This window comes from Paracoccus sp. S1E-3 (assembly GCF_013868135.1).
GTDB lineage: Bacteria > Pseudomonadota > Alphaproteobacteria > Rhodobacterales > Rhodobacteraceae > Paracoccus.
The window spans coordinates 1,129,460-1,151,317 of record NZ_JACEMU010000004.1 but is presented as its reverse complement, the minus strand read 5'-3'; the positions used below and the strand labels follow the sequence as shown (position 1 = coordinate 1,151,317).

The 21,858-nt window shown below is 65.6% G+C and carries 22 protein-coding genes; 15 read left to right on the top strand and 7 right to left on the bottom strand.

Translation table 11 applies throughout. The annotated features are described in order from the left end of the window. Together H1S04_RS05725 and H1S04_RS05720 are read left to right on the top strand one after the other, a co-directional pair. Positions 1-615 (top strand): TetR/AcrR family transcriptional regulator, encoded by a 615-nt coding sequence (locus tag H1S04_RS05725; protein ID WP_181744560.1) that lies wholly within the window; start codon positions 1-3, stop codon positions 613-615. A gap of 152 nt (positions 616-767) precedes the next feature. Further along, a complete protein-coding gene (locus H1S04_RS05720) occupies positions 768-1,184 on the top strand; it encodes a DUF2852 domain-containing protein (protein WP_181745409.1) in 417 nt (138 codons plus the stop codon). 62 nt (positions 1,185-1,246) lie between these two features. Here H1S04_RS05720 and H1S04_RS05715 read toward each other — a convergent pair whose 3' ends face one another. The 6 genes from H1S04_RS05715 to H1S04_RS05690 all read right to left on the bottom strand — a co-directional run bounded on the left by H1S04_RS05715 (position 1,247) and on the right by H1S04_RS05690 (position 5,559). Then, the gene (locus H1S04_RS05715; RefSeq protein ID WP_181744559.1) at positions 1,247-2,122 is read right to left on the bottom strand and encodes a 3-hydroxybutyryl-CoA dehydrogenase; all 876 of its coding nucleotides are present in this window, start codon (positions 2,120-2,122) and stop codon (positions 1,247-1,249) included. Positions 2,123-2,210: 88 nt separating this feature from the next. After that, positions 2,211-2,870, bottom strand: a complete 660-nt coding sequence (locus H1S04_RS05710) for an NAD(P)H-binding protein (protein ID WP_181744558.1) — start codon at positions 2,868-2,870, stop codon at positions 2,211-2,213. 111 nt (positions 2,871-2,981) lie between these two features. Further along, complete coding sequence (locus tag H1S04_RS05705; protein ID WP_181744557.1) at positions 2,982-3,908, bottom strand: electron transfer flavoprotein subunit alpha/FixB family protein; 927 nt, start codon at positions 3,906-3,908, stop codon at positions 2,982-2,984. Then, complete coding sequence (locus tag H1S04_RS05700; RefSeq protein WP_181744556.1) at positions 3,908-4,666, bottom strand: electron transfer flavoprotein subunit beta/FixA family protein; 759 nt, start codon at positions 4,664-4,666, stop codon at positions 3,908-3,910. The genes H1S04_RS05705 and H1S04_RS05700 overlap by 1 nt, the downstream gene beginning before the upstream one ends. A 120-nt stretch (positions 4,667-4,786) precedes the next feature. Further along, positions 4,787-5,359 (bottom strand): cob(I)yrinic acid a,c-diamide adenosyltransferase, encoded by a 573-nt coding sequence (locus tag H1S04_RS05695; protein WP_181744555.1) that lies wholly within the window; start codon positions 5,357-5,359, stop codon positions 4,787-4,789. Then, complete coding sequence (locus H1S04_RS05690) at positions 5,359-5,559, bottom strand: twin transmembrane helix small protein (protein ID WP_181744554.1); 201 nt, start codon at positions 5,557-5,559, stop codon at positions 5,359-5,361. The genes H1S04_RS05695 and H1S04_RS05690 overlap by 1 nt, the downstream gene beginning before the upstream one ends. A 186-nt stretch (positions 5,560-5,745) precedes the next feature. Here H1S04_RS05690 and ftsW point away from each other — a divergent pair, with 186 nt between their 5' ends. From ftsW to murB, 5 genes are all read left to right on the top strand, one after another. After that, positions 5,746-6,909: a putative lipid II flippase FtsW gene (gene ftsW, locus H1S04_RS05685; protein ID WP_181744553.1), complete on the top strand. Its 1,164-nt coding sequence runs from the start codon at positions 5,746-5,748 to the stop codon at positions 6,907-6,909. Further along, entirely contained in the window at positions 6,909-7,991 is a 1,083-nt protein-coding gene (gene murG, locus H1S04_RS05680) for an undecaprenyldiphospho-muramoylpentapeptide beta-N-acetylglucosaminyltransferase (protein ID WP_181744552.1), read from the top strand. Before ftsW ends, murG begins: the two co-directional genes overlap by 1 nt. After that, complete coding sequence (gene murC / locus H1S04_RS05675; protein ID WP_181744551.1) at positions 7,988-9,415, top strand: UDP-N-acetylmuramate--L-alanine ligase; 1,428 nt, start codon at positions 7,988-7,990, stop codon at positions 9,413-9,415. The genes murG and murC overlap by 4 nt, the downstream gene beginning before the upstream one ends. Before the next feature lie 249 nt (positions 9,416-9,664). Further along, on the top strand, positions 9,665-10,876 hold the full coding sequence (locus tag H1S04_RS05670; RefSeq protein ID WP_181744550.1) for a DUF4344 domain-containing metallopeptidase: 1,212 nt from the start codon (positions 9,665-9,667) through the stop codon (positions 10,874-10,876). Between the two features lie 169 nt (positions 10,877-11,045). Further along, complete coding sequence (murB, locus tag H1S04_RS05665) at positions 11,046-11,957, top strand: UDP-N-acetylmuramate dehydrogenase (RefSeq protein WP_181745408.1); 912 nt, start codon at positions 11,046-11,048, stop codon at positions 11,955-11,957. 57 nt (positions 11,958-12,014) lie between these two features. Here the strand turns inward: murB and H1S04_RS05660 are convergent, their stop codons facing one another. Continuing rightward, positions 12,015-12,680, bottom strand: coding sequence for a MarC family protein (locus tag H1S04_RS05660; RefSeq protein WP_220185096.1), 666 nt, complete (start codon positions 12,678-12,680; stop codon positions 12,015-12,017). A 91-nt stretch (positions 12,681-12,771) separates the two neighbouring features. Between H1S04_RS05660 and H1S04_RS05655 the strand changes: the two genes are divergently transcribed. From H1S04_RS05655 to H1S04_RS05620, 8 genes are all read left to right on the top strand, one after another. Beyond that, complete coding sequence (locus H1S04_RS05655) at positions 12,772-13,605, top strand: glycosyltransferase family 8 protein (protein ID WP_181744548.1); 834 nt, start codon at positions 12,772-12,774, stop codon at positions 13,603-13,605. Next, positions 13,602-14,474 (top strand): NAD(P)-dependent oxidoreductase, encoded by an 873-nt coding sequence (locus tag H1S04_RS05650; RefSeq protein WP_181744547.1) that lies wholly within the window; start codon positions 13,602-13,604, stop codon positions 14,472-14,474. Before H1S04_RS05655 ends, H1S04_RS05650 begins: the two co-directional genes overlap by 4 nt. Before the next feature lie 107 nt (positions 14,475-14,581). Beyond that, a complete protein-coding gene (locus H1S04_RS05645) occupies positions 14,582-15,505 on the top strand; it encodes a D-alanine--D-alanine ligase (protein ID WP_181744546.1) in 924 nt (307 codons plus the stop codon). After that, positions 15,493-16,479, top strand: coding sequence for a cell division protein FtsQ/DivIB (locus H1S04_RS05640; protein WP_298946423.1), 987 nt, complete (start codon positions 15,493-15,495; stop codon positions 16,477-16,479). Before H1S04_RS05645 ends, H1S04_RS05640 begins: the two co-directional genes overlap by 13 nt. A 16-nt stretch (positions 16,480-16,495) precedes the next feature. Beyond that, positions 16,496-17,830 (top strand): cell division protein FtsA, encoded by a 1,335-nt coding sequence (gene ftsA, locus H1S04_RS05635; RefSeq protein ID WP_181744545.1) that lies wholly within the window; start codon positions 16,496-16,498, stop codon positions 17,828-17,830. Between the two features lie 225 nt (positions 17,831-18,055). Next, positions 18,056-19,678, top strand: coding sequence for a cell division protein FtsZ (gene ftsZ / locus H1S04_RS05630; protein ID WP_181744544.1), 1,623 nt, complete (start codon positions 18,056-18,058; stop codon positions 19,676-19,678). Positions 19,679-19,911: 233 nt separating this feature from the next. Beyond that, positions 19,912-20,850, top strand: a complete 939-nt coding sequence (lpxC, locus tag H1S04_RS05625; RefSeq protein WP_181744543.1) for a UDP-3-O-acyl-N-acetylglucosamine deacetylase — start codon at positions 19,912-19,914, stop codon at positions 20,848-20,850. Positions 20,851-20,989: 139 nt separating this feature from the next. Next, entirely contained in the window at positions 20,990-21,841 is an 852-nt protein-coding gene (locus H1S04_RS05620; RefSeq protein ID WP_181744542.1) for an outer membrane protein assembly factor BamD, read from the top strand. Positions 21,842-21,858 lie beyond the last annotated feature (17 nt).

Sequence of the window (21,858 nt, the reverse complement as noted above, 5' to 3'; positions counted from 1 at the left end):
TTGGCCGCCCGCCGCCCTTATCATCACGGCAATCTGCGCGAAGCCTTGGTCGAGGCCGCCATCGGCCTGATCGGCGAGACCGGCCCGCAGGGCTTCAGCCTGGCCGAAGCCGCCCGCCGCGCCGGTGTCTCGCCCGCCGCGCCTTACCGCCATTTCAAGGGGCGCGATGACCTGCTGGAAGAAATCGCCAAGCGGGGTTTCGACGAATTCGCCGAGGCCATGGAGGCCGCCTGGGACGAGGGGCGGCCGAACCCCTTGGCCGCTTTCGCCAGGCTGGGCCAGACCTATCTGGATTTCGCCCGTCAGCGCCCGGCCTATTACGTCGCAATGTTCGAAAGCGAGCTTTCGCTGGCCGACAATCCCGACCTCTGGCAGGCTTCCGAGCGCGGCTTCGCCACCCTGATACGGGCGGCCGAAGCGCTGTCGGCGCCGCTGCCCAAGGACCGCCGCCCGCCGCCCCGCATGTTCGCCAACCATATCTGGGCGCTGTCCCATGGCGTGGTCGAACTGTTCGCGCGCGGCAAGCGAGGTACGCGTTCGCCGATCTCGGCCGAGGATATGTTGAATTCGGGCGTGCTGATCTATCTGCGCGGCCTCGGCCTGATCGGCGACTGATCTCTTTTTCCCACCGCTGCGGTCCTGTCGCATTTTTCCCGCTCCCCCACTTGATTGGGGCGATCGCTGCACCACATTGATTGATGTGAATACCATTCACATCGAAAGGGAAAACAACGATGGACTATGGTTCGACCACCTCTTACCGCCCGATGAGGGAATGGCAGCCGGGGCTGATGACCCGCGCGAAGCATACGCTCATGCGGGGTCGCGACTGGCTGGATGATCGGGGCCGTCTGGCCTGGATTCTGGCCATGATCGCGGGCTTCATCTTCGTCTGGCCGGTCGGCCTGGCGCTTCTTGTCTATATGATCGGAACCAATCGCATGTTCAGCTGTGCAAATCGCCGCCAATCCTCGGCCCATACCTACGCTCGTAGTTCGGGTAATTCCGCATTCGACGCCTATCGCGCCGAAACCCTGAAACGACTGGAAGACGAACATCAGGAATTCATGGCCTTCCTGACCCGCCTGCGCGAGGCCCGCGACCGTGCAGAGTTCGAGCAGTTCATGTCGGACCGCCGCGACGCCTCGGACCGGCGCGAGGACGCGCCGCGCGACCAGAACTGATCGCCGCGAGATGAAAAGGGCCGGGAAGCACGCGCTTCCCGGCCCTTCGCTTTCTGCCGCCCTCAGCGGGTCGGCACAGGATGTTCGCCCGAATAGTCGTAGAAACCGCGCCCGGTCTTGCGGCCCAGCCATCCGGCCTCGACATATTTCACCAGCAGTGGGCAGGGGCGATACTTAGTGTCGGCCAGCCCGTCATGCAGGACGTTCATGATGGCCAGACAGGTGTCCAGCCCGATGAAATCGCCCAGTTCCAGCGGGCCCATGGGCCAGTTGGCGCCCAGCTTCATCGACTGGTCGATGGATTTCACCGAACCGACGCCCTCATACAGCGTATAGACCGCCTCGTTGATCATCGGGATGAGGATGCGGTTGACGATGAAGGCCGGGAAATCTTCGGCGGTGGCCGAGGTCTTGCCGATCCGTTCGACCACTTCCAGCATGGTCTGATAGGTGTCCTGATCGGTGGCGATGCCGCGGATCAGCTCGACCAGCTGCATGACCGGCACCGGGTTCATGAAGTGGAAGCCCATGAATTTGTGCGGCCGGTCAGTCCGGCTGGCCATCCGCGTGATCGAGATCGACGAGGTGTTCGAGGTCAGGATCGTCTCCGGTTTCAGATGCGGCAACAGCTCGGCGAAGATGGCGTTCTTGACGGCTTCCTTTTCTGTCGCGGCCTCGATGATCAGGTCGCTGGGACCCAGATCGGTCAGCGTCATGGTGGTGCGGATGCGGCCGAGGGTCGCTTGCTTGTCGGCCTCGGTGATCTTGCCGCCCTTGACCTGCCGGTCGAGGTTTTTCGTCACCGTCGCCAGCGCCTTCTTCAGCGCCTCCTCGCTGACATCGGTCAGCAGAACGTCATAGCCCGCGAGCGCGAAGACATGGGCGATCCCGTTGCCCATCTGCCCCGCACCGATCACCCCGATTGTTTGAATGGTCATGTCAAATCCCCCTCGACTATCGGGCGGACGATAGGGGGGCGGGCGATGGGGATCAATGCGGAACCGCGGCCCGTGACGCGGCGGGGGGTCAGTTTGCCAATGCGCCGACGGCCTGCGCGGCCGGGATGTCGCCATCGGTGAGTTCGATCACCCGGCGGCTGAGCCGGGGCGTCGCGATGATCTCGGCCAGCACGGTTGCGACATTGTCGCGGCTGACATCGCCGTAAGGCACGGCCGCGCCGGCGCGCACCTTGCCGGTGCCGGGCTTGTCGGTCAGCGTGCCGGGGCGCAGGATCACCCAGTCCAACCCGCTTTGGGCCGGATGGTTGTCTGCCTTGCGCTTGACCTGCATGTAATGTTCGAACCGCTCGCCTGGCGAGGCGGTGCCCCGCAACGCATCCGGGATGACAGAGACCAGTACGAAGCGGTTGATCTTGGCCGCCTGCGCGGCGCTGACGGCCTTTTCCAGCCCCACGCCATCAACTGCCGTGGTGCGGTCCGCGCCGCCCAGACCGCCCGCGCCGGCGCTGAAGACCACGGCATGATAACCCTGCATCAGCCCGGCCAGACCCGCTGCATCCAGCGCCGTCAAATCCCCGGTGACCGGCGTGACCCCGCGCGCGCGCAATGCGTCCAGCTGTTCGGGTTTGCGCGCCATCGCGCCCACACCCTGCCCGCGCCCGGCCAGCAGCGGCCCCAGCCGCCTGCCCACACCGCCCGCACCGCCGATAATGAATATGCCCGTCATGGTCGTCCTCCTTCGCCTTGACCCTGGGTAATGCGTCCTCTGACAACCCAAGAAAAAACGCCCCGGATAGTTCCGGGGCGTTCGGTGCTTCCTGCAGATAATCCGGTCGGATTACAGCTTCTCGGTCAGTTCCGGCACGAGGGTGAACAGGTCGCCCACCAGCCCGTAATCGGCGATCTGGAAGATCGGCGCTTCCTCGTCCTTGTTGATGGCGACGATGACCTTGCTGTCTTTCATCCCCGCAAGGTGCTGGATGGCGCCGGAAATGCCCACCGCGACATAAAGCTCGGGCGCCACCACCTTGCCGGTCTGCCCGACCTGCCAATCGTTCGGCGCAAAGCCCGAATCGACCGCCGCGCGCGACGCGCCGACGGCGGCGCCCAGCTTGTCGGCCAGCTTCTCGATGATCTCGAAATTTTCCTTGGAGCCGACGCCGCGGCCGCCCGAGACGACACGCCCGGCCGAGGTCAGTTCCGGCCGATCGCTCTTGGCGACCTCGTCGGCGACCCATTTCGACAGGCCCGGATCTTCCGCCGCCGCCTGATCGGCGACCGTGGCCGCGCCGCCCTGACCCGCCGCATCGTAGGACGCCGTGCGGATGGTCATGACCTTTTTCGGGTCCGAGGATTTCACCGTCTGGATTGCGTTGCCGGCATAGACCGGGCGTTCGAACGTCTCGGCATCGACGATCTTCGACACATCCGAGATCACCATCACATCCAGCAACGCTGCCACCCGCGGCATGACGTTCTTGGCATCGGTGGTCGCGGGGGCGGCGATGTGGTCATAGTCGCCGGCCAGCGACACCAGCAGCGCGGCGGTCGGCTCGGCCAGACGGTGACCATAGAGCGGGTCTTCCGCGACCAGCACCCTGGTCACGCCGTCGATCTTGGCGGCGGCCTCGCCCGCGGCCTTGGCCGAAGACCCGGCGCACAACACCGTCACATCGCCCAGCCCCTTGACCGCGTTGACGGCCTTGGCGGTCGAGTCGACGTTCAGCTCGCCATTCGTGACTTCACCCAGCAGCAGAACCGCCATCACACAACCCCCGCTTCTTTCAGTTTCGCAACCAGTTCGTCGACCGAGCCGACCTTGATGCCCGCCTTGCGGCCTTCCGGTTCGGTCGTTTTCACCACCGTCAGGCGCGGGGTCACATCGACGCCGTAATCGGCGGCGGTTTTATCATCCAGCGGCTTCTTCTTCGCCTTCATGATATTGGGCAGCGAGGCATAGCGCGGCTCGTTCAGGCGCAGGTCGGCGGTGACGATGGCGGGCAGCTTGACCTCGATGGTCTGCAGGCCGCCATCGACCTCGCGGGTCACCTGCACGGCGTCGCCGGCCAGCTCCAGCTTCGATGCGAAGGTCGCCTGACCCCAGCCAAGCAGCGCTGCCAGCATCTGGCCGGTCGCGTTCATGTCATTGTCGATGGCCTGTTTGCCCGCGATCACCAGCTTCGGCTGTTCCTGATCGACCACGGCTTTCAGGATCTTGGCGACGGCCAGCGGCTCGATGTCCTGATGCACATCATCGGCGGCGACGACCAGAATGGCGCGGTCCGCGCCCATCGCCAGCGCCGTGCGCAGCGTTTCGGCGGCTTGCTTGACGCCGATCGAGACGACGACGACTTCCTCCGCGACGCCCTTTTCCTTCAGGCGGATCGCCTCCTCGACAGCGATCTCGTCGAAAGGGTTCATCGACATTTTCACGTTCGCCAGATCGACGCCCGAGCCATCGGCCTTCACCTTGGCTTTGACGTTATAGTCGATCACGCGCTTTACCGGCACGAGAACCTTCATCGGCACTCACTCCCCTAATCGTGGCCACTAGCAATTTCGCCGCAATTGATAGCGGCCCATTTCGGGCAGGGACAGGGAAAAATCCCATGACGCAGCGTTGACGTGAACGCAAACAGGCGGTTACCGGCTGGCGCCCGGCACCCACAGAATGTCGCCGCCCGCATCCAGATTGGCGTGGCGCGCGGCCACAAACAGCCAATCCGACAGCCGGTTCAGATAGCGCAGCGCGGCTGGATTGACCGCGTCCGCGGTGGCAAGCGCTGTGACGCAGCGTTCCGCGCGCCGCGCCACCGTGCGCGACAGGTGCAGATGCGCCGACAGCGCGCTGCCGCCGGGCAGGATAAAGCTGCGCAGCGGTTCCATCTGGGTGTTCATCGCGTCGATTTCGGCTTCCAGCCGGTCCACTTGGCCCTGGATCATGCGCAGCACCGGATAGGGCAGGGCGTCATCCCCCGCCATATTCGGGCGCGAGAGATCCGCGCCCAGATCGAACAGCTCATTCTGGATCACCGCGATCTGCGCCGCCGTCACACCCTGCGCGTGCAGCCGCGCAAGGCCGAGGGTCGCGTTCAGTTCGTCCACGGTGCCGTAGGCCTCGACCCGCGCGTCATGTTTCGCCACGCGGCTGCCATCGGACAGCGCGGTATCGCCAGCGTCACCGGTGCGGGTATAGATGCGGTTCAGGACGACCATCAGCTGCCGCGCACCCAGAAGAACAGCAAGATCAGTGCGATGGCGATGGCCTGCGCAATGATCCGCCAGCGCATCATCCGGTTGCCGTTCTTGGCGTTGAAGCTGCCACCCACGCCAAAGCCGCCGATGCCCACGGCCAGAACCGCAACCACCGCGAAAAGTGCGATCAGGATCAGGATGAACAGGGGATCTTGGGTCATGTCAGGGGCCTTTCGTCAGCGCGCATCACCCTAGACCCGGCGCCCGCGCGGGTCCAGCGAATGTCGCGCGGCGGCGATGCGCCGGTCCTGCGAATCACCTGTAGCGCCACGGCTATAATCACGCTATGCTGCATGTCAGACCCGGATAACCGGGCATCATGTACAGGCAGTGACGGCGGTATTTCCATGACCGAGATGGTCTTTGGCGCCACGCCCATGCGGGCGGGCGATCCGATTCTTCCCAAATGGTGGCGCACCGTTGACCGATGGTCGCTGTTCGCGGTTCTGTGCCTGTTCGCCATCGGGCTGCTGCTGGGGCTGGCGGCCTCGGTTCCGTTGGCGGAAAAGAACAACCTGACGCCGTTCTATTACGTCACCCGGCAGGCGGTGTTCGGCGGGCTGGGATTGGGGGTGATGTTCGTCATCTCGCTGATGAACCCGCGCCAGATACGCCGTCTGGGCGTCACCGGCTTTCTGATCAGCATGATCGTCGTGGCGGCGCTGCCGGCGATCGGCACCGATTTCGGCAAGGGCGCGACCCGCTGGCTCAGCCTCGGCTTTGCCTCCGTCCAGCCGTCGGAGTTTCTGAAACCCTGTTTCATCGCCGCCGTCGCCTGGTGCATGGCGGCCAGTCAGGAGGTCGGTGGTCCGCCCGGCAAGACCATCAGCTTCGGCATCACCGTGGCGGTGGTGCTGACATTGGCGATGCAGCCCGATTTCGGGCAGGCCTCGCTGGTGCTGTTCTCCTGGGGGGTGATGTTCTTCGTCGCCGGCGCGCCCCTGGCCTTGCTGCTGGGCGTGGCGGGACTGGCAGTCGCGGGCGGCTTCTTCGCCTATGGCTCGTCCGAGCACTTTGCCCGCCGGATCGATGGCTTCCTGTCGGCCGAGATCGACCCCCGCACCCAGATCGGCTATGCCACCAACGCCATTCAGGAGGGCGGCTTCTTCGGCGTCGGCGTGGGTGAGGGCACCGTCAAATGGTCGCTGCCCGACGCACATACCGACTTCATCATCGCTGTCGCGGCCGAGGAATACGGCCTGGTCATGGTGCTGGTCATCATCGCGCTTTACGCCACCATCGTCTTCCGCTCGCTGATGCGGCTGCTGCGCGAACGCGATCCCTTCGCCCGCATCGCCGGCACCGGCCTTGCCTGCGCCTTCGGCGTGCAGGCGCTGATCAATATGGGCGTGGCGGTGCGGCTGTTGCCCGCCAAGGGGATGACGCTGCCTTTCGTCAGCTACGGCGGCTCGTCGGTGATTGCCTCGGGGATCGCCATGGGGATGCTGCTGGCGTTGACCCGTCACCGGCCGCAGGGCGAGATGTCGGACCTGATCGGGCGGGGTCGCTGATGGCGAAATATGCGCTGATCGCCGCCGGCGGGACCGGCGGCCACATGTTCCCGGCCCAGGCCCTGGCCGAGGTGCTGCTCGCCCATGGCTGGCGGGTGAAGCTGTCGACCGACGAGCGCGGCGCACGCTATGCCGGCGGCTTCCCCGAGGCGGTGACGCGCGAAATCGTGCCCTCGGCCACCACGGCGCGGGGCGGCATCATGGGCAAGCTGACGGCGCCGCTGAAGATCGCTGCCGGCGTGCTGGCCGCGCGCGGCGCGTTCCGCCGCGACCGGCCCGATGTGGTGGTGGGTTTCGGCGGTTATCCCACCATCCCTGCCATGTCGGCGGCGCTGAGCATGGGCATGCCGCGCATGATCCACGAACAGAACGGCGTCATGGGCCGGGTCAACGCCATCTTCGCGCCGCGCGTCAACCGCGTCGCCTGCGGAATCTGGCCGACAGAACTGCCCGACAGTGTGAACAGCACCCATACCGGCAATCCGGTCCGCCAGGCGGTGCTGGACCGGGCAGGCGCCGATTACACGCCGCCCGGCGACGGGCCGCTGAACCTGCTGGTGATCGGCGGCAGCCAGGGCGCACGGGTGCTGTCCGACACCGTGCCCGCTGCCGTTGCCGCGCTGCCGCGGGACCTGCGCGGCCGGCTGCATGTCGCCCATCAGGCGCGGGCCGAGGATCACGACCGCGTCGTGCAGGCCTATGCCGATGCCGGGATCGCGGCCGAGGTGCAGCCCTTCTTCGCCGATGTGCCGCAGCGCCTGCAGGATTGCCAGCTGGTCATCAGCCGGGCCGGGGCGTCCTCGGTTGCGGATATCACCGCCATCGGGCGCCCCTCGATCCTGATCCCCTATGCGGCGGCCACGGGCGATCACCAATCGGCCAATGCGCGGCCTCTTGCCGATGCCGGGGCGGCGATCATGCTGCCCGAATCCGTGCTTGACGCTGAAAGCCTGACGCGCGACATCGCCGCAATCCTTTCCGACGCCACCCGCGCAAGCGACATGGCCGAAGCGGCGCGCGCCCTTGGCCGCCCCGATGCGGCCCGGCGTCTTTATGACCTCGTGACGGAGCTTGCCCCATGAACGCAGCCACCAAACTTCCCGGCGAACTGGGCCCCATCCACTTCATCGGCATCGGCGGCATCGGCATGTCGGGCATCGCCGAGGTGCTGATGACGCTCGGCTATGACGTGCAGGGCTCGGATGCGAAGAAATCCAAGATCACCGACCGGCTGGAAAGCCTTGGCGCGCGCGTCTTCGAAGGCCAGCGGGCCGAGAATATCGGCGAAGCGGGCGTTGTGGTGATCTCCACCGCGATCAAGAAGGGCAATCCCGAACTGGAGGAAGCCCGCCGCCGCGGCCTGCCGGTCGTGCGTCGCGCCGAGATGCTGGCCGAACTGATGCGGCTGAAATCCAACGTCGCCATCGCCGGCACGCATGGCAAGACCACGACGACCACCATGGTCGCGACCCTGCTGGATGCGGGGAATTTCGACCCCACCGTCATCAATGGCGGGGTGATCCATGCCTACGGATCCAACGCGCGCGCCGGCGCCGGCGAATGGATGGTGGTCGAGGCCGACGAATCTGACGGCAGCTTCAACCGCCTGCCCGCCACCATCGCCATCGTGACCAATATCGACCCCGAGCATATGGAGCATTGGGGCGATTTCGACCGCCTCCGCAAAGGGTTTTACGATTTCGTCTCGGGCGTGCCCTTCTACGGCTTGGCCGTCTGCTGCACCGACCACCCCGAGGTGCAGGCGCTGGTCGGCAAGATCAGCGACCGCCGCGTGGTGACCTTCGGCTTCAACGCGCAGGCCGATGTGCGCGCGATCAACCTGCGCTATGAAAACGGCATCGCCCATTTCGACGTGGCGCTTCAGGGCGAGGCCGTGCTGAATGACGGCGAGATTCCGGTGATCGAGGGCTGCACCCTGCCGATGCCCGGCGATCACAACGTCTCCAACGCCCTGGCGGCGATTGCCGTCGCGCGGCATCTGGGCATGAAGCGCGCCGAAATCCGCGACGCGCTGGCGAAATTCGGCGGCGTCGGGCGCCGCTTCACCCGCGTGGGCGAAGTGAACGGCGTCACCATCATCGACGATTACGGTCATCATCCGGTCGAGATCGCAGCCGTGCTGAAAGCCGCGCGGCAGGCCACCAAGGGTCGGGTGATCGCGGTCCACCAGCCGCATCGCTATTCGCGCCTGTCGAACCTGTTCGATGATTTCTGCACCTGCTTCAACGAAGCCGATGTCGTCGCCATCGCCGAGGTCTATGCGGCAGGCGAGGACCCGATCCCCGGCGCCTCGCGCGACGATCTGGTCGCGGGCCTGATTGCCCATGGCCACCGCCATGCCCGCGCCATCATGGACGAGGCCGACCTGTCCCGTCTGGTCCGCGAGCAGGCACGCCCCGGCGATATGGTCGTCTGCCTTGGCGCGGGCACCATCTCGGCCTGGGCGAACGCGCTGCCCGAGCGGCTGACCGACAAGGCCGCCTGAACGCGGCGCGGCCTTCGGCGCGCACTGCGCTTGCCAGTTTTTATCTGCCTTTGACGGCCCCGATCATCGGGGCCGTCTTTCATTCTGGCGGCCGAGGCGCGCGCAGCTTCCCCCCCACATTCCACAACAGTCAACCGCCTGCGACTCGGCGGCTTGGCGACTTCCAGTTTATTGATGTTGGGGCTATCCAAAAGGATGTGCAGGACAGCTGCGCATTTCGGCCCCAAAGGCCCGTTCAAGGAGCTTTTCATGACCGTCACTCATATTTCCGCATTGCTCGCCGCCACCGCCTTGTCACTGTCCATGGCCCATGCTCAACCGATGCCCAAGCCTGCGGCTTCCGAAGCCACGACGGAAACCGCGACCGAGGCCGAAGCCAGCACGGAAGCCACTGCCGAGGCGAAGACTGAAGCCGATGCCGCCGAAACCATTGCTGCCGTCACCGGCAAGGGCGAGCAGAAAGAACCCCTCACACTCTCTCCCGGCGCGGCGACCGTCGGCGTCAAGGCGGGTGAGCATCGCTTCAACCTGACATTTGAACCGACAGCGGTCGAGGGTATGGGGCTGGTCCGGTCGAAATTCCTCAACGAAGGGATTTTTCAGTCGGTTCTCGACAGCTTGGCCGACAACATTGCGCTGCCGCGCGACGTGGCCGTCACCTTCAAGGATTGCGGCTTCGACAACGCCTACTGGGACCCGGATGAAAGCACTGTGAACATGTGCTGGGAGCTCATCTCGCTTTACAATCGGGGGTATGAGGAAGTCAGCGGCGAGGAATCCGCCTATCTGCGCGGCGCCGATCAGGACACGGTTCTGACCGGCACGACGGCATTCATCCTGATGCACGAACTGGGTCACGGGTTGGTCAGCCTGTTTCAGCTTCCCGTGACGGGCCGCGAGGAGGACGTGGTCGATCAGTTCGCGACCCTCGCGATGCTGAGCGCCGATGAGCCGGAAGATACATTCGAGAATCGCGACGGACGGCTGGTGCTTCTGGGCGCCTATTTCTTCCAGCAGCTTGCCAGCCAGCCCGGCGATCTGACCCGAGAGATCTTTGCCGATGAACACGCGCTTGGCCAGCAGCGGTATTACGACGTCATGTGCCTTGTTCTTGGGTCTGACCAGGATGCCTATATGCCGATCCTCGCGCCGGGCCTGTTCATGGTCGCCCGCGAAGCCGATGAAAACCCGGATAATTTCGACGATGAACGCGTCACCGACTGGCTGACAAAGACCGACGCGCTGAACATCCTGCCTTATGAGCGTGCGGTCCGCTGCGGTGACGAATACGCGAAATACTCGGCAAGCTGGGACTATCTGCTGGAGAATTTCATGATCCCGCAGGACGACCAGGCCGAGCAAGCCGATCAGCAGGCGGCGGAACCACAGGGCGCCGAGAACGAGCAGGCGAGCGAGCCCGCCCCTGAAACGCAGGACGAAGAGGCTGTGCAGCCGAACTGACGGCCCAGACCGAAGCAGGGTGGGGCGCTCTCGGCCGGGCTATGGCAAATGGGCGCCCACCACCCGGCGCTTCCGCCGCGCGCTGTTTGCGCGGCGGAAGCGGATCGTCTAGGAAGCGCGCAGCCTGACAAAGGAGCCGGGAATGGACGATCAGATGAGCGCAATTCAGATGCCCGCGATACGCGGTGCGCTGACCCCTGACCGTCCGCTTGACAGCCTGACATGGCTGCGTGTCGGCGGCCCGGCGGACTGGCTGTTCCAGCCCGCCGATCAGGCCGATCTGGCGGATTTTCTGCGCGGACTCGATCCCGGCATTGCGGTCTTTCCGATGGGCGTCGGTTCGAACCTGATCGTGCGCGATGGCGGGATTCGCGGCGTGGTGATCCGGCTTGGCCGCGGGTTCAATGGCATCGACATCGAGGGCGATGTCGTCACCGCCGGTGCGGCGGCGCTTGACGCGCATGTCGCCCGTAAAGCCGCCGATGCCGGGCTGGACCTGACCTTTCTGCGCACCATTCCCGGAAGTATCGGCGGGGCGGTCAGGATGAATGCCGGCTGCTATGGCGCTTATGTCGCCGATCACCTGATTGACGCGCAGGCGGTGACGCGGGACGGCCAACTACTGACCCTCTCGCCCGAGGATCTGCGCTTTGCCTACCGCCATGCCGAGCTTGCCGAGGGCGCCGTCCTGATCCGCGCCCGCTTCCGCGCCGATGCCGCCGCGCCGGCCACCTTGCACGCCCGGATGGAGGATCAGCTCGCCAGACGTGACGCCACTCAGCCAACGAAGGAGCGCAGCGCCGGATCGACGTTCCGCAATCCGGCCGGCTTCAGCTCGACCGGGCGGGCGGATGACACGCATGAGCTGAAGGCGTGGAAACTGATCGAGGATGCGGGCCTGCGCGGCCATCGCCTGGGCGGCGCGCAGATGTCGGAAAAGCACCCGAATTTCCTGCTGAATGCGGATCGGGCCACAGCGGCCGAACTGGAGGCGCTGGGGGAACTGGTGCGCGAACGCGTGCAGGCCAGTTCCGGCCACCTGTTGCAATGGGAAGTGATCCGCATCGGCGACCCGGCCTGAACGAAAAAGGGCGGCCCGCAAAGGCCGCCCTGTCGCATCCGCCGCAGCCTACGCGGCTTAATTGCCGCCCGACAGCATCTCGCCCGCGCCGCCGACGACGCTGGCGATGCCCATCATGTCCAGACCGCCAAGGATCGCATCGACCGCCACCGCGGCCAGCAGCATCCCCATCACCCGGCTGATGATATTGGCGCCGGTATTGCCGATATAGCGGTGCACCCGCGTCGCGGCCAGCAACAGCCCCAGCGTGATCGCCAGCACCACCAGCAGCGCCCCCGCCGTCACCATCTGATCCAGCAGCGAATTCTGGTGGTTGTCGGTCAGCACCACCACCCCCAGCATCGCGCCGGGCGAGGCGATCGACGGGATCGCCAGCGGAAAGACCGCGCCTTCCAGATGGTCGCGCTCGGCTTCCTCGATCTCGCGCTGGGGTTTGGCCTCGCCGAAGATCATGGTCATGGCGAACAGGAACAGCACGATCCCGCCCGCGATCTGGAACGAGCCAAGCCGCAGGCCCATCGCCTCCAGCACGAACTGGCCGAAGAACAGAAAGCCCAGCAGAACCATTGTGGCGACCAGCACGGCACGGATCGCAAAGCGGCGATGCAGCGCGCGCGGGACGTATTTGGTTGCAAACAGGAAGACGGGGACCGAGCCGATCGGGTCGATCACCACGAAAAGCGTCACAAATTCCCTGATTATGGCGCTGGCGTCCATCTGCATCCTTTATCGTTCGAGGTTTCGGGGGGCCGTGGTCTTGGTGTAACAATCGCGTGCGACCAATCGCAAGGCCCGTAACATACCGGAGGATCACATGTTTGAGGGTCTGCGCCCCGAATGCCCGCCCCGCAGCCGGAACGCCTACGTGACGCTCGCCACGAATGCGGATTATGCGCTCGGGGCCCTGGCGCTGCTGAACTCGATCAGGGCGACGGGCACAAAAGCCGATTGCGTGGTCCTGCATACCGCCGTGCCGGAGGACGGACTTCAGCCCCTGCGCGACGCGGGCGCGCGGCTGATCGCGGTCGATCTGCTGGACACGTCCGAAGCGTTCAACCGCACCCATGCCCGCGATGCCCTTCATGCGCGGGCCGCCTTCACCAAGGGGGTGAAGCCGCCCTTCCACACGCCTCTGGACAATTTCGCCAAGCTGCGGCTGTGGCAGCTGGTCGAATATGCCTCGGTCGTGTTCATCGATGCCGATGCGCTCATGCTGAAGAATTGCGACAAGCTGTTCGCCTATCCCGAATTCTGCGCCGCTCCCAACGTTTATGAAAGCCTGGCCGATTTTCACCGGCTGAATTCGGGCGTGTTCACGGCGCGCCCCTCGGCCGAGACATTCGCTGCCATGCTGGACCGGCTGGACCGGCCCGGCGTCTTCTGGCGGCGCACCGACCAGACCTTTCTGGAGGATTTCTTTCCCGACTGGCATGGCCTGCCGATCTTTTACAACATGCTGCAATATGTCTGGTTCTCGATGCCCGAATTATGGGAATGGGACGAGATCCACATCCTGCATTTCCAGTATGAAAAGCCGTGGCAGGACCATGACAAGGCCAGCCGGCTGCGCCCGCTGATCGATCTGTGGCGGGGCTTCGCGGGGCAGGGGCCAAGGCTGGACCCCGCCAACCTGGCGAATCCGGCATGAGGGTCGCGGTCACCGGCGGCACCGGGTTGGTGGGCCGCTTCATCGTGAACGATCTGCTGCGGCAGGGGCATGATCTGACGGTGATGACCCGCACCCCGCCGCAGCCCGGCTTTTTCCGGGGCGAGGTGACTCACCGCCCCTATGATCTGGGTGCCGGGCGTGCGGATGTGAGCGGCATGGAAGCCGTTGTCCATGCCGCCTTCGATCACCTTCCCGGCCGTTATCGCGGCGGCGAGGGTGACGACCCCGACGGGTTTCTGCGCCGCAATCTCGATGGCTCGCTGCAGTTGTTTCGGGCCGCTGACGAGGCGGGCGTGCGGGTGGTGTTCCTGTCGTCCCGCGCGGTTTACGGGCCGCAGCAGGGCATGCTGATCGAGGAGATGGAATGCCGCCCCGATACGCTTTACGGCCAGGCGAAGCTGGCGGCGGAACAGGCGCTGCTGGCATCCGGCCGGCCGGCGACGATCCTGCGCGCGACCGGCGTCTACGGCCCGCCGGGGCCGGGGCAGCGGCACAAATGGGCGGATCTGTTCGATGACTTCGCCGCCGGGCGCCGGATCGCGCCGCGCGTCGGCTCGGAAGTGCATGGCGATTGTCTGGCCGCTGCTGTCGGTCACGGGCTGGCGGGGGCCGAGGGCATCTATAACGTCTCGGACATTCTGCTGGACCGGCGTGATCTGCTGGCGGAATGGCGCGCGCTCACCGGTATTGACGGCCACCTGCCCGAACGCGCCGATGCCAGCGGCTTCAACGAGATGAGCACCGCGCGGCTGGAACGGCTGGGCCATCGGCCGGGCGGGCGCGAACGGCTGCGCGCCAGCCTGCGGGAAATGGCTGAACTGGACGGAATTTTGCCGCCCGGCGCATAAGCCTCTTTCCTGATTCGCCGTCCTCCGCTAGAGTTTCCGAACAGGCATGACCCGGATCAACCGGGCGGCAAGAAGACGGTCCGGGCAAACCGGGCGGAGAGGCGAAATTGACGGGCGAGTCGAGCAGGACAGCCCCAAAAGTCGCAGTCCTATTGGGCGGACCCTCGGCTGAGCGCGAGGTGTCGCTGTCCTCGGGGGCGGAGTGCGCCAAGGCGCTGCGGCAGGCGGGCTATGAGGTCATTGAAATAGATGCCGGGCGCGATCTGCCCGCGCGTCTGGCTGCTGCTGCACCCGATGTCGTATTCAACGCGCTGCATGGCCGTTGGGGCGAAGACGGCATCGTGCAGGGCCTGATGGACTGGCTCGGCTATCGCTATACTCATTCCGGGGTGCTGGCCTCGGCGCTGGCGATGGACAAGACGCGCTCGAAGGATGTTTTTCGTAGCGCCGGCCTGCCGGTGGTCGACAGCGTGATCGTGCCGACCGATCTGGCACGCCGCGAACATCCGATGCCGCCGCCCTATGTGGTCAAGCCCAATTCCGAAGGTTCCAGCGTCGGCATCTATATCGTGCGTGAAGGGGCAAACGGCCCCGCCGTGATTGGCGCGCAGATGCCGCCCGAAGTCATGGTCGAAACCTATGTGCCGGGGCGCGAACTGACCGTGGCCGTGCTGGGCGACCGCCCGCTGGGTGTGACCGAGATCATCACCGATGGCTGGTATGATTACGATGCCAAATACAAGCCGGGCGGCTCGCGCCATGTGGTCCCGGCCGAGGTCCCGGCCGAGATCACCGCCGCCTGTCTGGATTACGCGCTGCGCGCCCATCAGGCGCTGGGTTGCACCGGCATGAGCCGCACCGATTTCCGCTGGGACGATGCGCGCGGCCTTGCGGGCCTGTATCTGCTGGAAACCAATACCCAACCGGGCATGACACCCACCTCGCTCGCGCCAGAACAGGCGGCGGCGGTGGGCATGGATTTTCCGGCTCTGGTCAGCTGGCTGGTCGAGGACGCGTTGTGCAGGGGGTAGATCGCAACAACGATCCGGGCTTCTCGCCGCAGCCGACGCCGCCGCGCAAGGGCTGGCAGCGTCCGCAGCCGCAGGCGACGAAGCCCAAGCGCGATCCGGCGCCCTCGCGGCTGGCCTACCGGCTGCATCGGATGTGGCTGACGCCCGCTTTCCGCCGCCTGACCCGGATCGGGCTGCCGGCTTTTCTGATCGCGTTTCTGTCCTTGCTGTGGCTGTCGGACGAGAACCGCCGCGCCAGCCTCGCGGGGGGGCTGACCGGTATGGTCGAGGCGGTGCAGAACCGCGAACGCTTCATGGTCAAGGTGATGACCATCGACGGCGCTTCCGGCCCGGTCGACAAGGCGCTGCGTATGATGCTGCCGGTGGATCTGCCCGCGTCGAGCTTCGACATCGATTTGGACCAGCTGCGCAACGACATTCTGATGCTGGACGCGGTGAAGGATGTGGAACTGCGCATCAAGCCCGATGGCGTGCTGGCGGCCAAGGTGTCCGAACGCAAGCCCATGCTGCTGTGGCGCCATGCCCGCGGGATCGAGCTGCTGGACGAGACGGGGCATCGCGTGGCCTCGGTCACGGATCGGGCAGTGCGCTCGGAACTGCCGCTTATCGCGGGCGAGGGGGCGGACAAGGCCGCGCGCGAGGCCGTGCAGCTTTTTGCCGCCGCCGGGCCGCTGCTGCCGCGTGTGCGCGGGCTTCAGCGTGTGGGCGAACGGCGCTGGGATCTGGTTCTGGATCGCGGCCAGCGGATATTGCTGCCCGCCAATGCGCCGGTCGCGGCGCTCGAGCGCGCCATCGCGCTGAATCAGGCCGACGATATGCTGGGCCGCGACATCTCGGTCGTGGATCTGCGCGATGGCAGCCGGCCGGTGGTGCGGGTGGGTATCGCGGCGCAGAACCGGATCCGCGCCATTCAGGGCCGGCCGCTGCTGGGGCCGGATGGGCGCGAACTGCCAAAAGACGACAAGAAAAGCTGAGGGACGGGGACGGGCGATGAAGGACATCTATCAGCAGCAGCGCGCGATGCGGAATATGCGTCAGGCCGCCCTTCAGCGCGGGGTGATCGCGGTGCTGGATATCGGCAGCTCGAAAGTCGCCTGTTTCGTGCTGCAATTCGACGGGCCTGGCGTTTACCGCGAGACCGACGGCGTCGGGCCGATGGCAGGGCAGTCGAATTTCCGGGTGATCGGGGCGGCGACGACACGCTCGCGTGGCGTGCGTTTCGGCGAGATCGAGACCATGGCCGAGACCGAGCGCGCCATCCGCACCGCCGTGCAGGCCGCACAGAAGCTGGCGGGTGTGCGGGTGGACCACGCCATCGCCTGCATCGCCGGTGCGCGGCCCGCCTCCTACGGGCTGGCGGGCGAGTCGGCCTTGAAGAACGGCAAGGTCGGACAGGGCGACATCGCCCAGGTGCTGGCCTCCTGCGAGGTGCCCGATTTCGGGCGCGGCCGGCAGGTGCTGCACGCCCAGCCGGTGAATTTCATGGTCGACGGGCGCAGCGGGCTGATGGACCCGCGCGAGCATTCCGGGCAGGCGCTCGGCGTCGACATGCATGTGCTGACCGTGGACGGGGATGCCATCGACAACCTGATCCATGTGATCCGGCGCTGCGACATGGAACTCGCCGGGATCGCCTCGGGATCCTATATGTCGGCGCTGTCCTCGCTGGTCGAGGACGAACAGGAGCTGGGCGCCGCCTGCGTCGATATGGGCGGCGGCGCGACCGGGGTGTCGATCTTCGTGCGTAAGCACATGATCTTCGCCGATGCCGTGCCGATGGGCGGCGATCTGGTGACCCAGGACATCGCCAAGGGCCTGCGGGTGCCGATGGCCGTGGCCGAACGCCTGAAGACGCTGAATGGTGGCGTCGAGGCGACCGGCCGCGACGATCGCGAATTCATCGAACTGGGCGGCGAGACCGGCGATTGGGAAACCGACCGGCGCAGCGTCAGCCGCGCCGATCTGATCGGCATCATGCGCCCGCGGGTCGAGGAAATTCTGGAGGAGGTCGCCGCAATTCTGGATGCCGCGGGCTTCGACCACATGCCCAGCCAGCAGGTCGTGCTGACCGGCGGCGGCAGCCAGATCCCCGGCCTGGACGGGCTGGCGGCGCGGATGCTGGGGCGCAATGTGCGCATCGGGCGCCCCCTGCGCATTCATGGCCTGCCACATCAGCTGACCGGGCCGAACTTCGCCTCGGCGGTGGGCCTGGCGCTGTTTGCGGCCCATCCGCAGGACGAGTGGTGGGACTTCGAGACCCCGACAGAGACCTATCCCGCGCGCAGTCTGCGACGCGCCTATCGCTGGTTTCGCAACAATTGGTGATAGGCATCTGAAATCACTGGTGGTGGGGTAATTTGCCGTTTCCCCTATATTCAGGGGTGTCGGCAAGATACCGCCTGACACCCTTCGTTTACCCACAATATTTTGCGTTTTGCTGATGTTTTTCGGGTGACGATAGCCCGCGGCTTGAGTAAGCTTGACTGTAATGCGGGGGATTCGACCGGGCGCGAGGCATCTGGTCACAGCTCATAACAACAGGCGGAAACCATGAACCTCAATCTGATGATGAACGACGACGACGATCTGAAGCCCCGCATCACCGTGTTCGGTGTCGGCGGCGCAGGCGGCAACGCGGTCAACAACATGATCGAACAGCAGCTTGAGGGTTGCGTCTTCGTGGTCGCCAATACCGATGCGCAAGCGCTGAAGCAGTCGAAATCGGAAAGCCGCATCCAGCTGGGTCCGAAAGTGACCGAAGGTCTGGGCGCCGGCGCCAAGCCCGAGGTCGGGGCCCGCGCCGCCGAGGAAACGATCGAGGACATCGTCGATCACCTGCAGGGCGCGCATATGTGCTTCATCACCGCCGGGATGGGCGGCGGCACTGGCACCGGCGCGGCACCGATCATCGCGCAGGCCGCGCGCCAGATGGGCATCCTGACGGTCGGCGTCGTGACCAAGCCTTTCCAGTTCGAAGGCACCAAGCGGATGCGTCAGGCCGACAGCGGCGTCGCCGAGCTGCAAAAGCATGTCGACACGCTGATCATCATCCCGAACCAGAACCTGTTCCGCCTGGCGAACGAAAAGACCACCTTCACCGAAGCCTTCGCGCTGGCGGATGACGTGCTGTATCAGGGCGTCAAGGGCGTGACCGACCTGATGGTGCGTCCGGGCCTCATCAACCTCGACTTCGCCGACGTGCGCGCCGTCATGGACGAGATGGGCAAGGCGATGATGGGCACCGGCGAAGCTACCGGCGAGAACCGCGCCGTGCAGGCCGCCGAGAAGGCGATCGCCAACCCGCTGCTGGACGAGATCAGCCTGAACGGCGCCAAGGGCGTTCTCATCAACATCACCGGCGGCACCGACCTGACCCTGTTCGAACTTGACGAGGCCGCGAACATCATCCGCGACAAGGTCGACAGCGAGGCGAATATCATCGTCGGCTCGACCCTGGACCCGAACATGGAAGGCACCATCCGGGTGTCGGTCGTGGCCACGGGCATCGACGCCGCGGTCGAAGAAGCCGCGCCGCCCGCCCCGCGTCGCCGGGTGGATGCCGTCGCCCAGCAACCGGCGCCGACCCCGGCGCCCGCGCCCGCTCCGCGTGCGGAATATGCCGCGCCGCGCGGAGAATATCATGACGAGGTTCCGGCGCGCCGCACCGCGCCGGCGGCTTCGGCACGCGTCGATCTGGCCCCGCAGGCCTCGCTGGATGACGACATGCCGGCCCCGGCCTATCAGCCGAAGGAACCGGCCCGCGCGCAGGCGCCCGCCGATCCGCTGGGGGACAGCGCTGAAAACTTCGTCGCGCCGCGTGGCGCTGCCCCGCGCGGCACCCCGCCGGCCGATGTGCTGGAACGCATGCGCCGCGCCGCCGCTGCCCAACCCGGCGCTGCCGCCCGTGCGCCGGCTGCCCCGGCCCGCAAGCCCGAGCCGGAAGCCCCGGCCCGTGGCGAAAGCCGCATGGCCGGTCTGGGCCGCATGATCGAGCGGATGGCGGGCCACGGCGCCAGCGACAAACCCTCGGCCGCGTCGATCGCGGATCGCGTCAGCGAACGCCTCTCGGCCCGCCGCCAGGGCAACCTGGACACCGATTTCGACGACCTGGCCGACGATTCGCAGACCGGCAATGCCGAGATCCCGGCCTTCCTGCGCCGTCAGGCCAACTGATCACGAGGCCACGCGCCTGCAGTCACGGACGCGTGTGCAGGACTGTAACAAAGGGTCGCCCATGGCGGCCCTTTTTCGTTGAAATGCTGCAATCCACGGGAATCCCGGCGTTTTTGGCGCCCCCTATGTTACAGAGAGTCACAAAACGTTAATTGAGGCTGCAGGCCTGCGATCCTAACTGGATGATACGGGGAAGCGTTCTCTCCGGCAGACAGAAGAAGATGAGAAGCACCATGCAGGCAACCATTGCGAAAGCGGCAGAATTCCGGGGCGTCGGCCTTCATACCGGTGCGCCTGTTCGCATGGACATCTGCCCGGCCCCTGCCGGACACGGGATCATCTTCGAACGCACCGATCTGGAACCGGGCGGCAACCGCATTGCCGCACTGTGGTCCAACGTCATGCCCTCTCAGCTGTGCACGCTGATCGACAACGGCAACGGCGCTACCGTCTCGACGATAGAACATGTGATGGCTGCGCTGGCGGGCACCGGCATCCAGAATGCGGTGATCCGCATCGACGGGCCGGAAGTGCCGATCCTCGACGGTTCCTCGGCGCCCTTCGTCGCGGGCATCCTGAACATGGGCATCCGCAGCCAGAACGTACCGCTGCGGGCGATCCGGGTGAAACGCATGGTCGAATACCGCGACGGCGAGGCCTTCGCGCGCCTCAGCCCGGCGGATCATCTGGAAATCGATTTCCACATCGACTTCAGCGATGCCGCGATCGGGCGTCAGGAAAAGGTGCTGGACATGGCCAATGGCGCCTTCGTGCGCGAGCTGATGGACAGCCGCACCTTCTGCCGGCAGTCGGACGTGGATAGCATGCGCGCCAACGGGCTGGCGCTCGGCGGCACCTACATGAATGCGGTTGTGATCGACGGCGACAAGGTGCTGAGCCCCGGCGGCCTGCGCCACAAGGACGAGGCCGTGCGTCACAAGATGCTGGACGCCATGGGCGATCTGGCGCTGGCGGGTGCGCCGCTGCTGGCGCGCTATACCGGCAACCGCGCCGGCCATGCGATGACCAACAAGCTGCTCAGGGCGCTGTTCGCCGACCCGGATGCCTGGGAATGGGTAACCTGCGCGACTGATCTGGAATGCCGGCTGCCGGGCGCTGGCGTTGCCGCCTATGGCCCGGTCAATGCGCCGGCCCTGACGGCCGTTGCCTGACACTTGCGCGAGCCCGCGCAAGCTACGGTAAAATCACCACATTGCCATTTTGCGCCCCCTGATGTTCTGTGTTAGGACGGCCGGGCCGCAGCGGGGCCGACTCGTTAACCGGTGTGCAAGTTCAGACAGGCAGGTTCCGATGGTCCCCTTCGTATCGTCCAAAACTCTGATCGCCATGGCCCTGGCGGGCGCTGTTCTGGCGGCCTGTGGTCGTGATGGCGACCGCGCCAGCGAGCGTGTTCCGGTCGAGAATTTCACCGCCGAGCAGATCTACAAGCGCGGCGAGTATGAGCTGGAAAACAACCGCAGACCTAACAACGCGGTTTACTACTTCTCCGAGATCGAGCGCCTTTATCCCTATTCCGAATGGGCCAAGCGGGCACTGATCATGCAGGCCTATGGCTACCACAAGGGCAAGAAATACGAGGAGGCCCGTGGCGCCGCCCAGCGGTTCATCGACACCTATCCGGGCGATGACGACGCGGCCTATGCGAAATACCTGCTGGCGCTCAGCTATTACGACCAGATCGACGAGGTCGGTCGCGACCAGGGCCTGACCTTCCAGGCGCTGCAAAGCCTGCGCGACGTGATCGAGGAATATCCCGACAGCGAATATGCGCGCAGCGCGATCCTGAAATTCGACCTCGCCTTCGACCACCTCGCCGGCAAGGAAATGGAAATCGGTCGCTACTATCTGAAGCGCGGCCATTACACGGCGGCGGTGAATCGCTTCCGCGTCGTGGTCGAGGAGTTCCAGACCACCTCCCACACGCCCGAAGCGCTGATGCGTCTGGTCGAAGCCTATCTGGCGCTTGGTCTGACCGACGAGGCTCAGACCGCAGGGGCCATTCTGGGGCACAACTTCCAGTCCTCGCCCTTCTATCAGGACGCCTATGCGCAGTTGCGCGGCCGTGGCCTGAAGGCGACCCCGCAGGGCAAAAGCTGGCTGACCGATGTGTATCGGCAGGTCATTCAGGGCAAGTGGCTGTAAAGGTGCCTCCGGGCAGG

Coding starts and splice junctions, on each gene's coding strand:
- H1S04_RS05705 (WP_181744557.1), bottom strand. CDS start 3,908: ATGGCGGTTCTGCTGCTGGGTGAAGTCACGAATGGCGAGCTGAACGTC.
- murG (WP_181744552.1), top strand. CDS start 6,909: ATGGCGAAATATGCGCTGATCGCCGCCGGCGGGACCGGCGGCCACATG.
- H1S04_RS05715 (WP_181744559.1), bottom strand. CDS start 2,122: ATGACCATTCAAACAATCGGGGTGATCGGTGCGGGGCAGATGGGCAAC.
- H1S04_RS05695 (WP_181744555.1), bottom strand. CDS start 5,359: ATGGTCGTCCTGAACCGCATCTATACCCGCACCGGTGACGCTGGCGAT.
- ftsA (WP_181744545.1), top strand. CDS start 16,496: ATGAAGGACATCTATCAGCAGCAGCGCGCGATGCGGAATATGCGTCAG.
- H1S04_RS05710 (WP_181744558.1), bottom strand. CDS start 2,870: ATGACGGGCATATTCATTATCGGCGGTGCGGGCGGTGTGGGCAGGCGG.
- H1S04_RS05650 (WP_181744547.1), top strand. CDS start 13,602: ATGAGGGTCGCGGTCACCGGCGGCACCGGGTTGGTGGGCCGCTTCATC.
- murB (WP_181745408.1), top strand. CDS start 11,046: ATGCCCGCGATACGCGGTGCGCTGACCCCTGACCGTCCGCTTGACAGC.
- H1S04_RS05655 (WP_181744548.1), top strand. CDS start 12,772: ATGTTTGAGGGTCTGCGCCCCGAATGCCCGCCCCGCAGCCGGAACGCC.
- H1S04_RS05620 (WP_181744542.1), top strand. CDS start 20,990: ATGGTCCCCTTCGTATCGTCCAAAACTCTGATCGCCATGGCCCTGGCG.
- H1S04_RS05700 (WP_181744556.1), bottom strand. CDS start 4,666: ATGAAGGTTCTCGTGCCGGTAAAGCGCGTGATCGACTATAACGTCAAA.
- ftsW (WP_181744553.1), top strand. CDS start 5,746: ATGACCGAGATGGTCTTTGGCGCCACGCCCATGCGGGCGGGCGATCCG.
- H1S04_RS05660 (WP_220185096.1), bottom strand. CDS start 12,680: ATGCAGATGGACGCCAGCGCCATAATCAGGGAATTTGTGACGCTTTTC.
- ftsZ (WP_181744544.1), top strand. CDS start 18,056: ATGAACCTCAATCTGATGATGAACGACGACGACGATCTGAAGCCCCGC.
- H1S04_RS05670 (WP_181744550.1), top strand. CDS start 9,665: ATGACCGTCACTCATATTTCCGCATTGCTCGCCGCCACCGCCTTGTCA.
- H1S04_RS05720 (WP_181745409.1), top strand. CDS start 768: ATGAGGGAATGGCAGCCGGGGCTGATGACCCGCGCGAAGCATACGCTC.
- lpxC (WP_181744543.1), top strand. CDS start 19,912: ATGCAGGCAACCATTGCGAAAGCGGCAGAATTCCGGGGCGTCGGCCTT.
- murC (WP_181744551.1), top strand. CDS start 7,988: ATGAACGCAGCCACCAAACTTCCCGGCGAACTGGGCCCCATCCACTTC.
- H1S04_RS05690 (WP_181744554.1), bottom strand. CDS start 5,559: ATGACCCAAGATCCCCTGTTCATCCTGATCCTGATCGCACTTTTCGCG.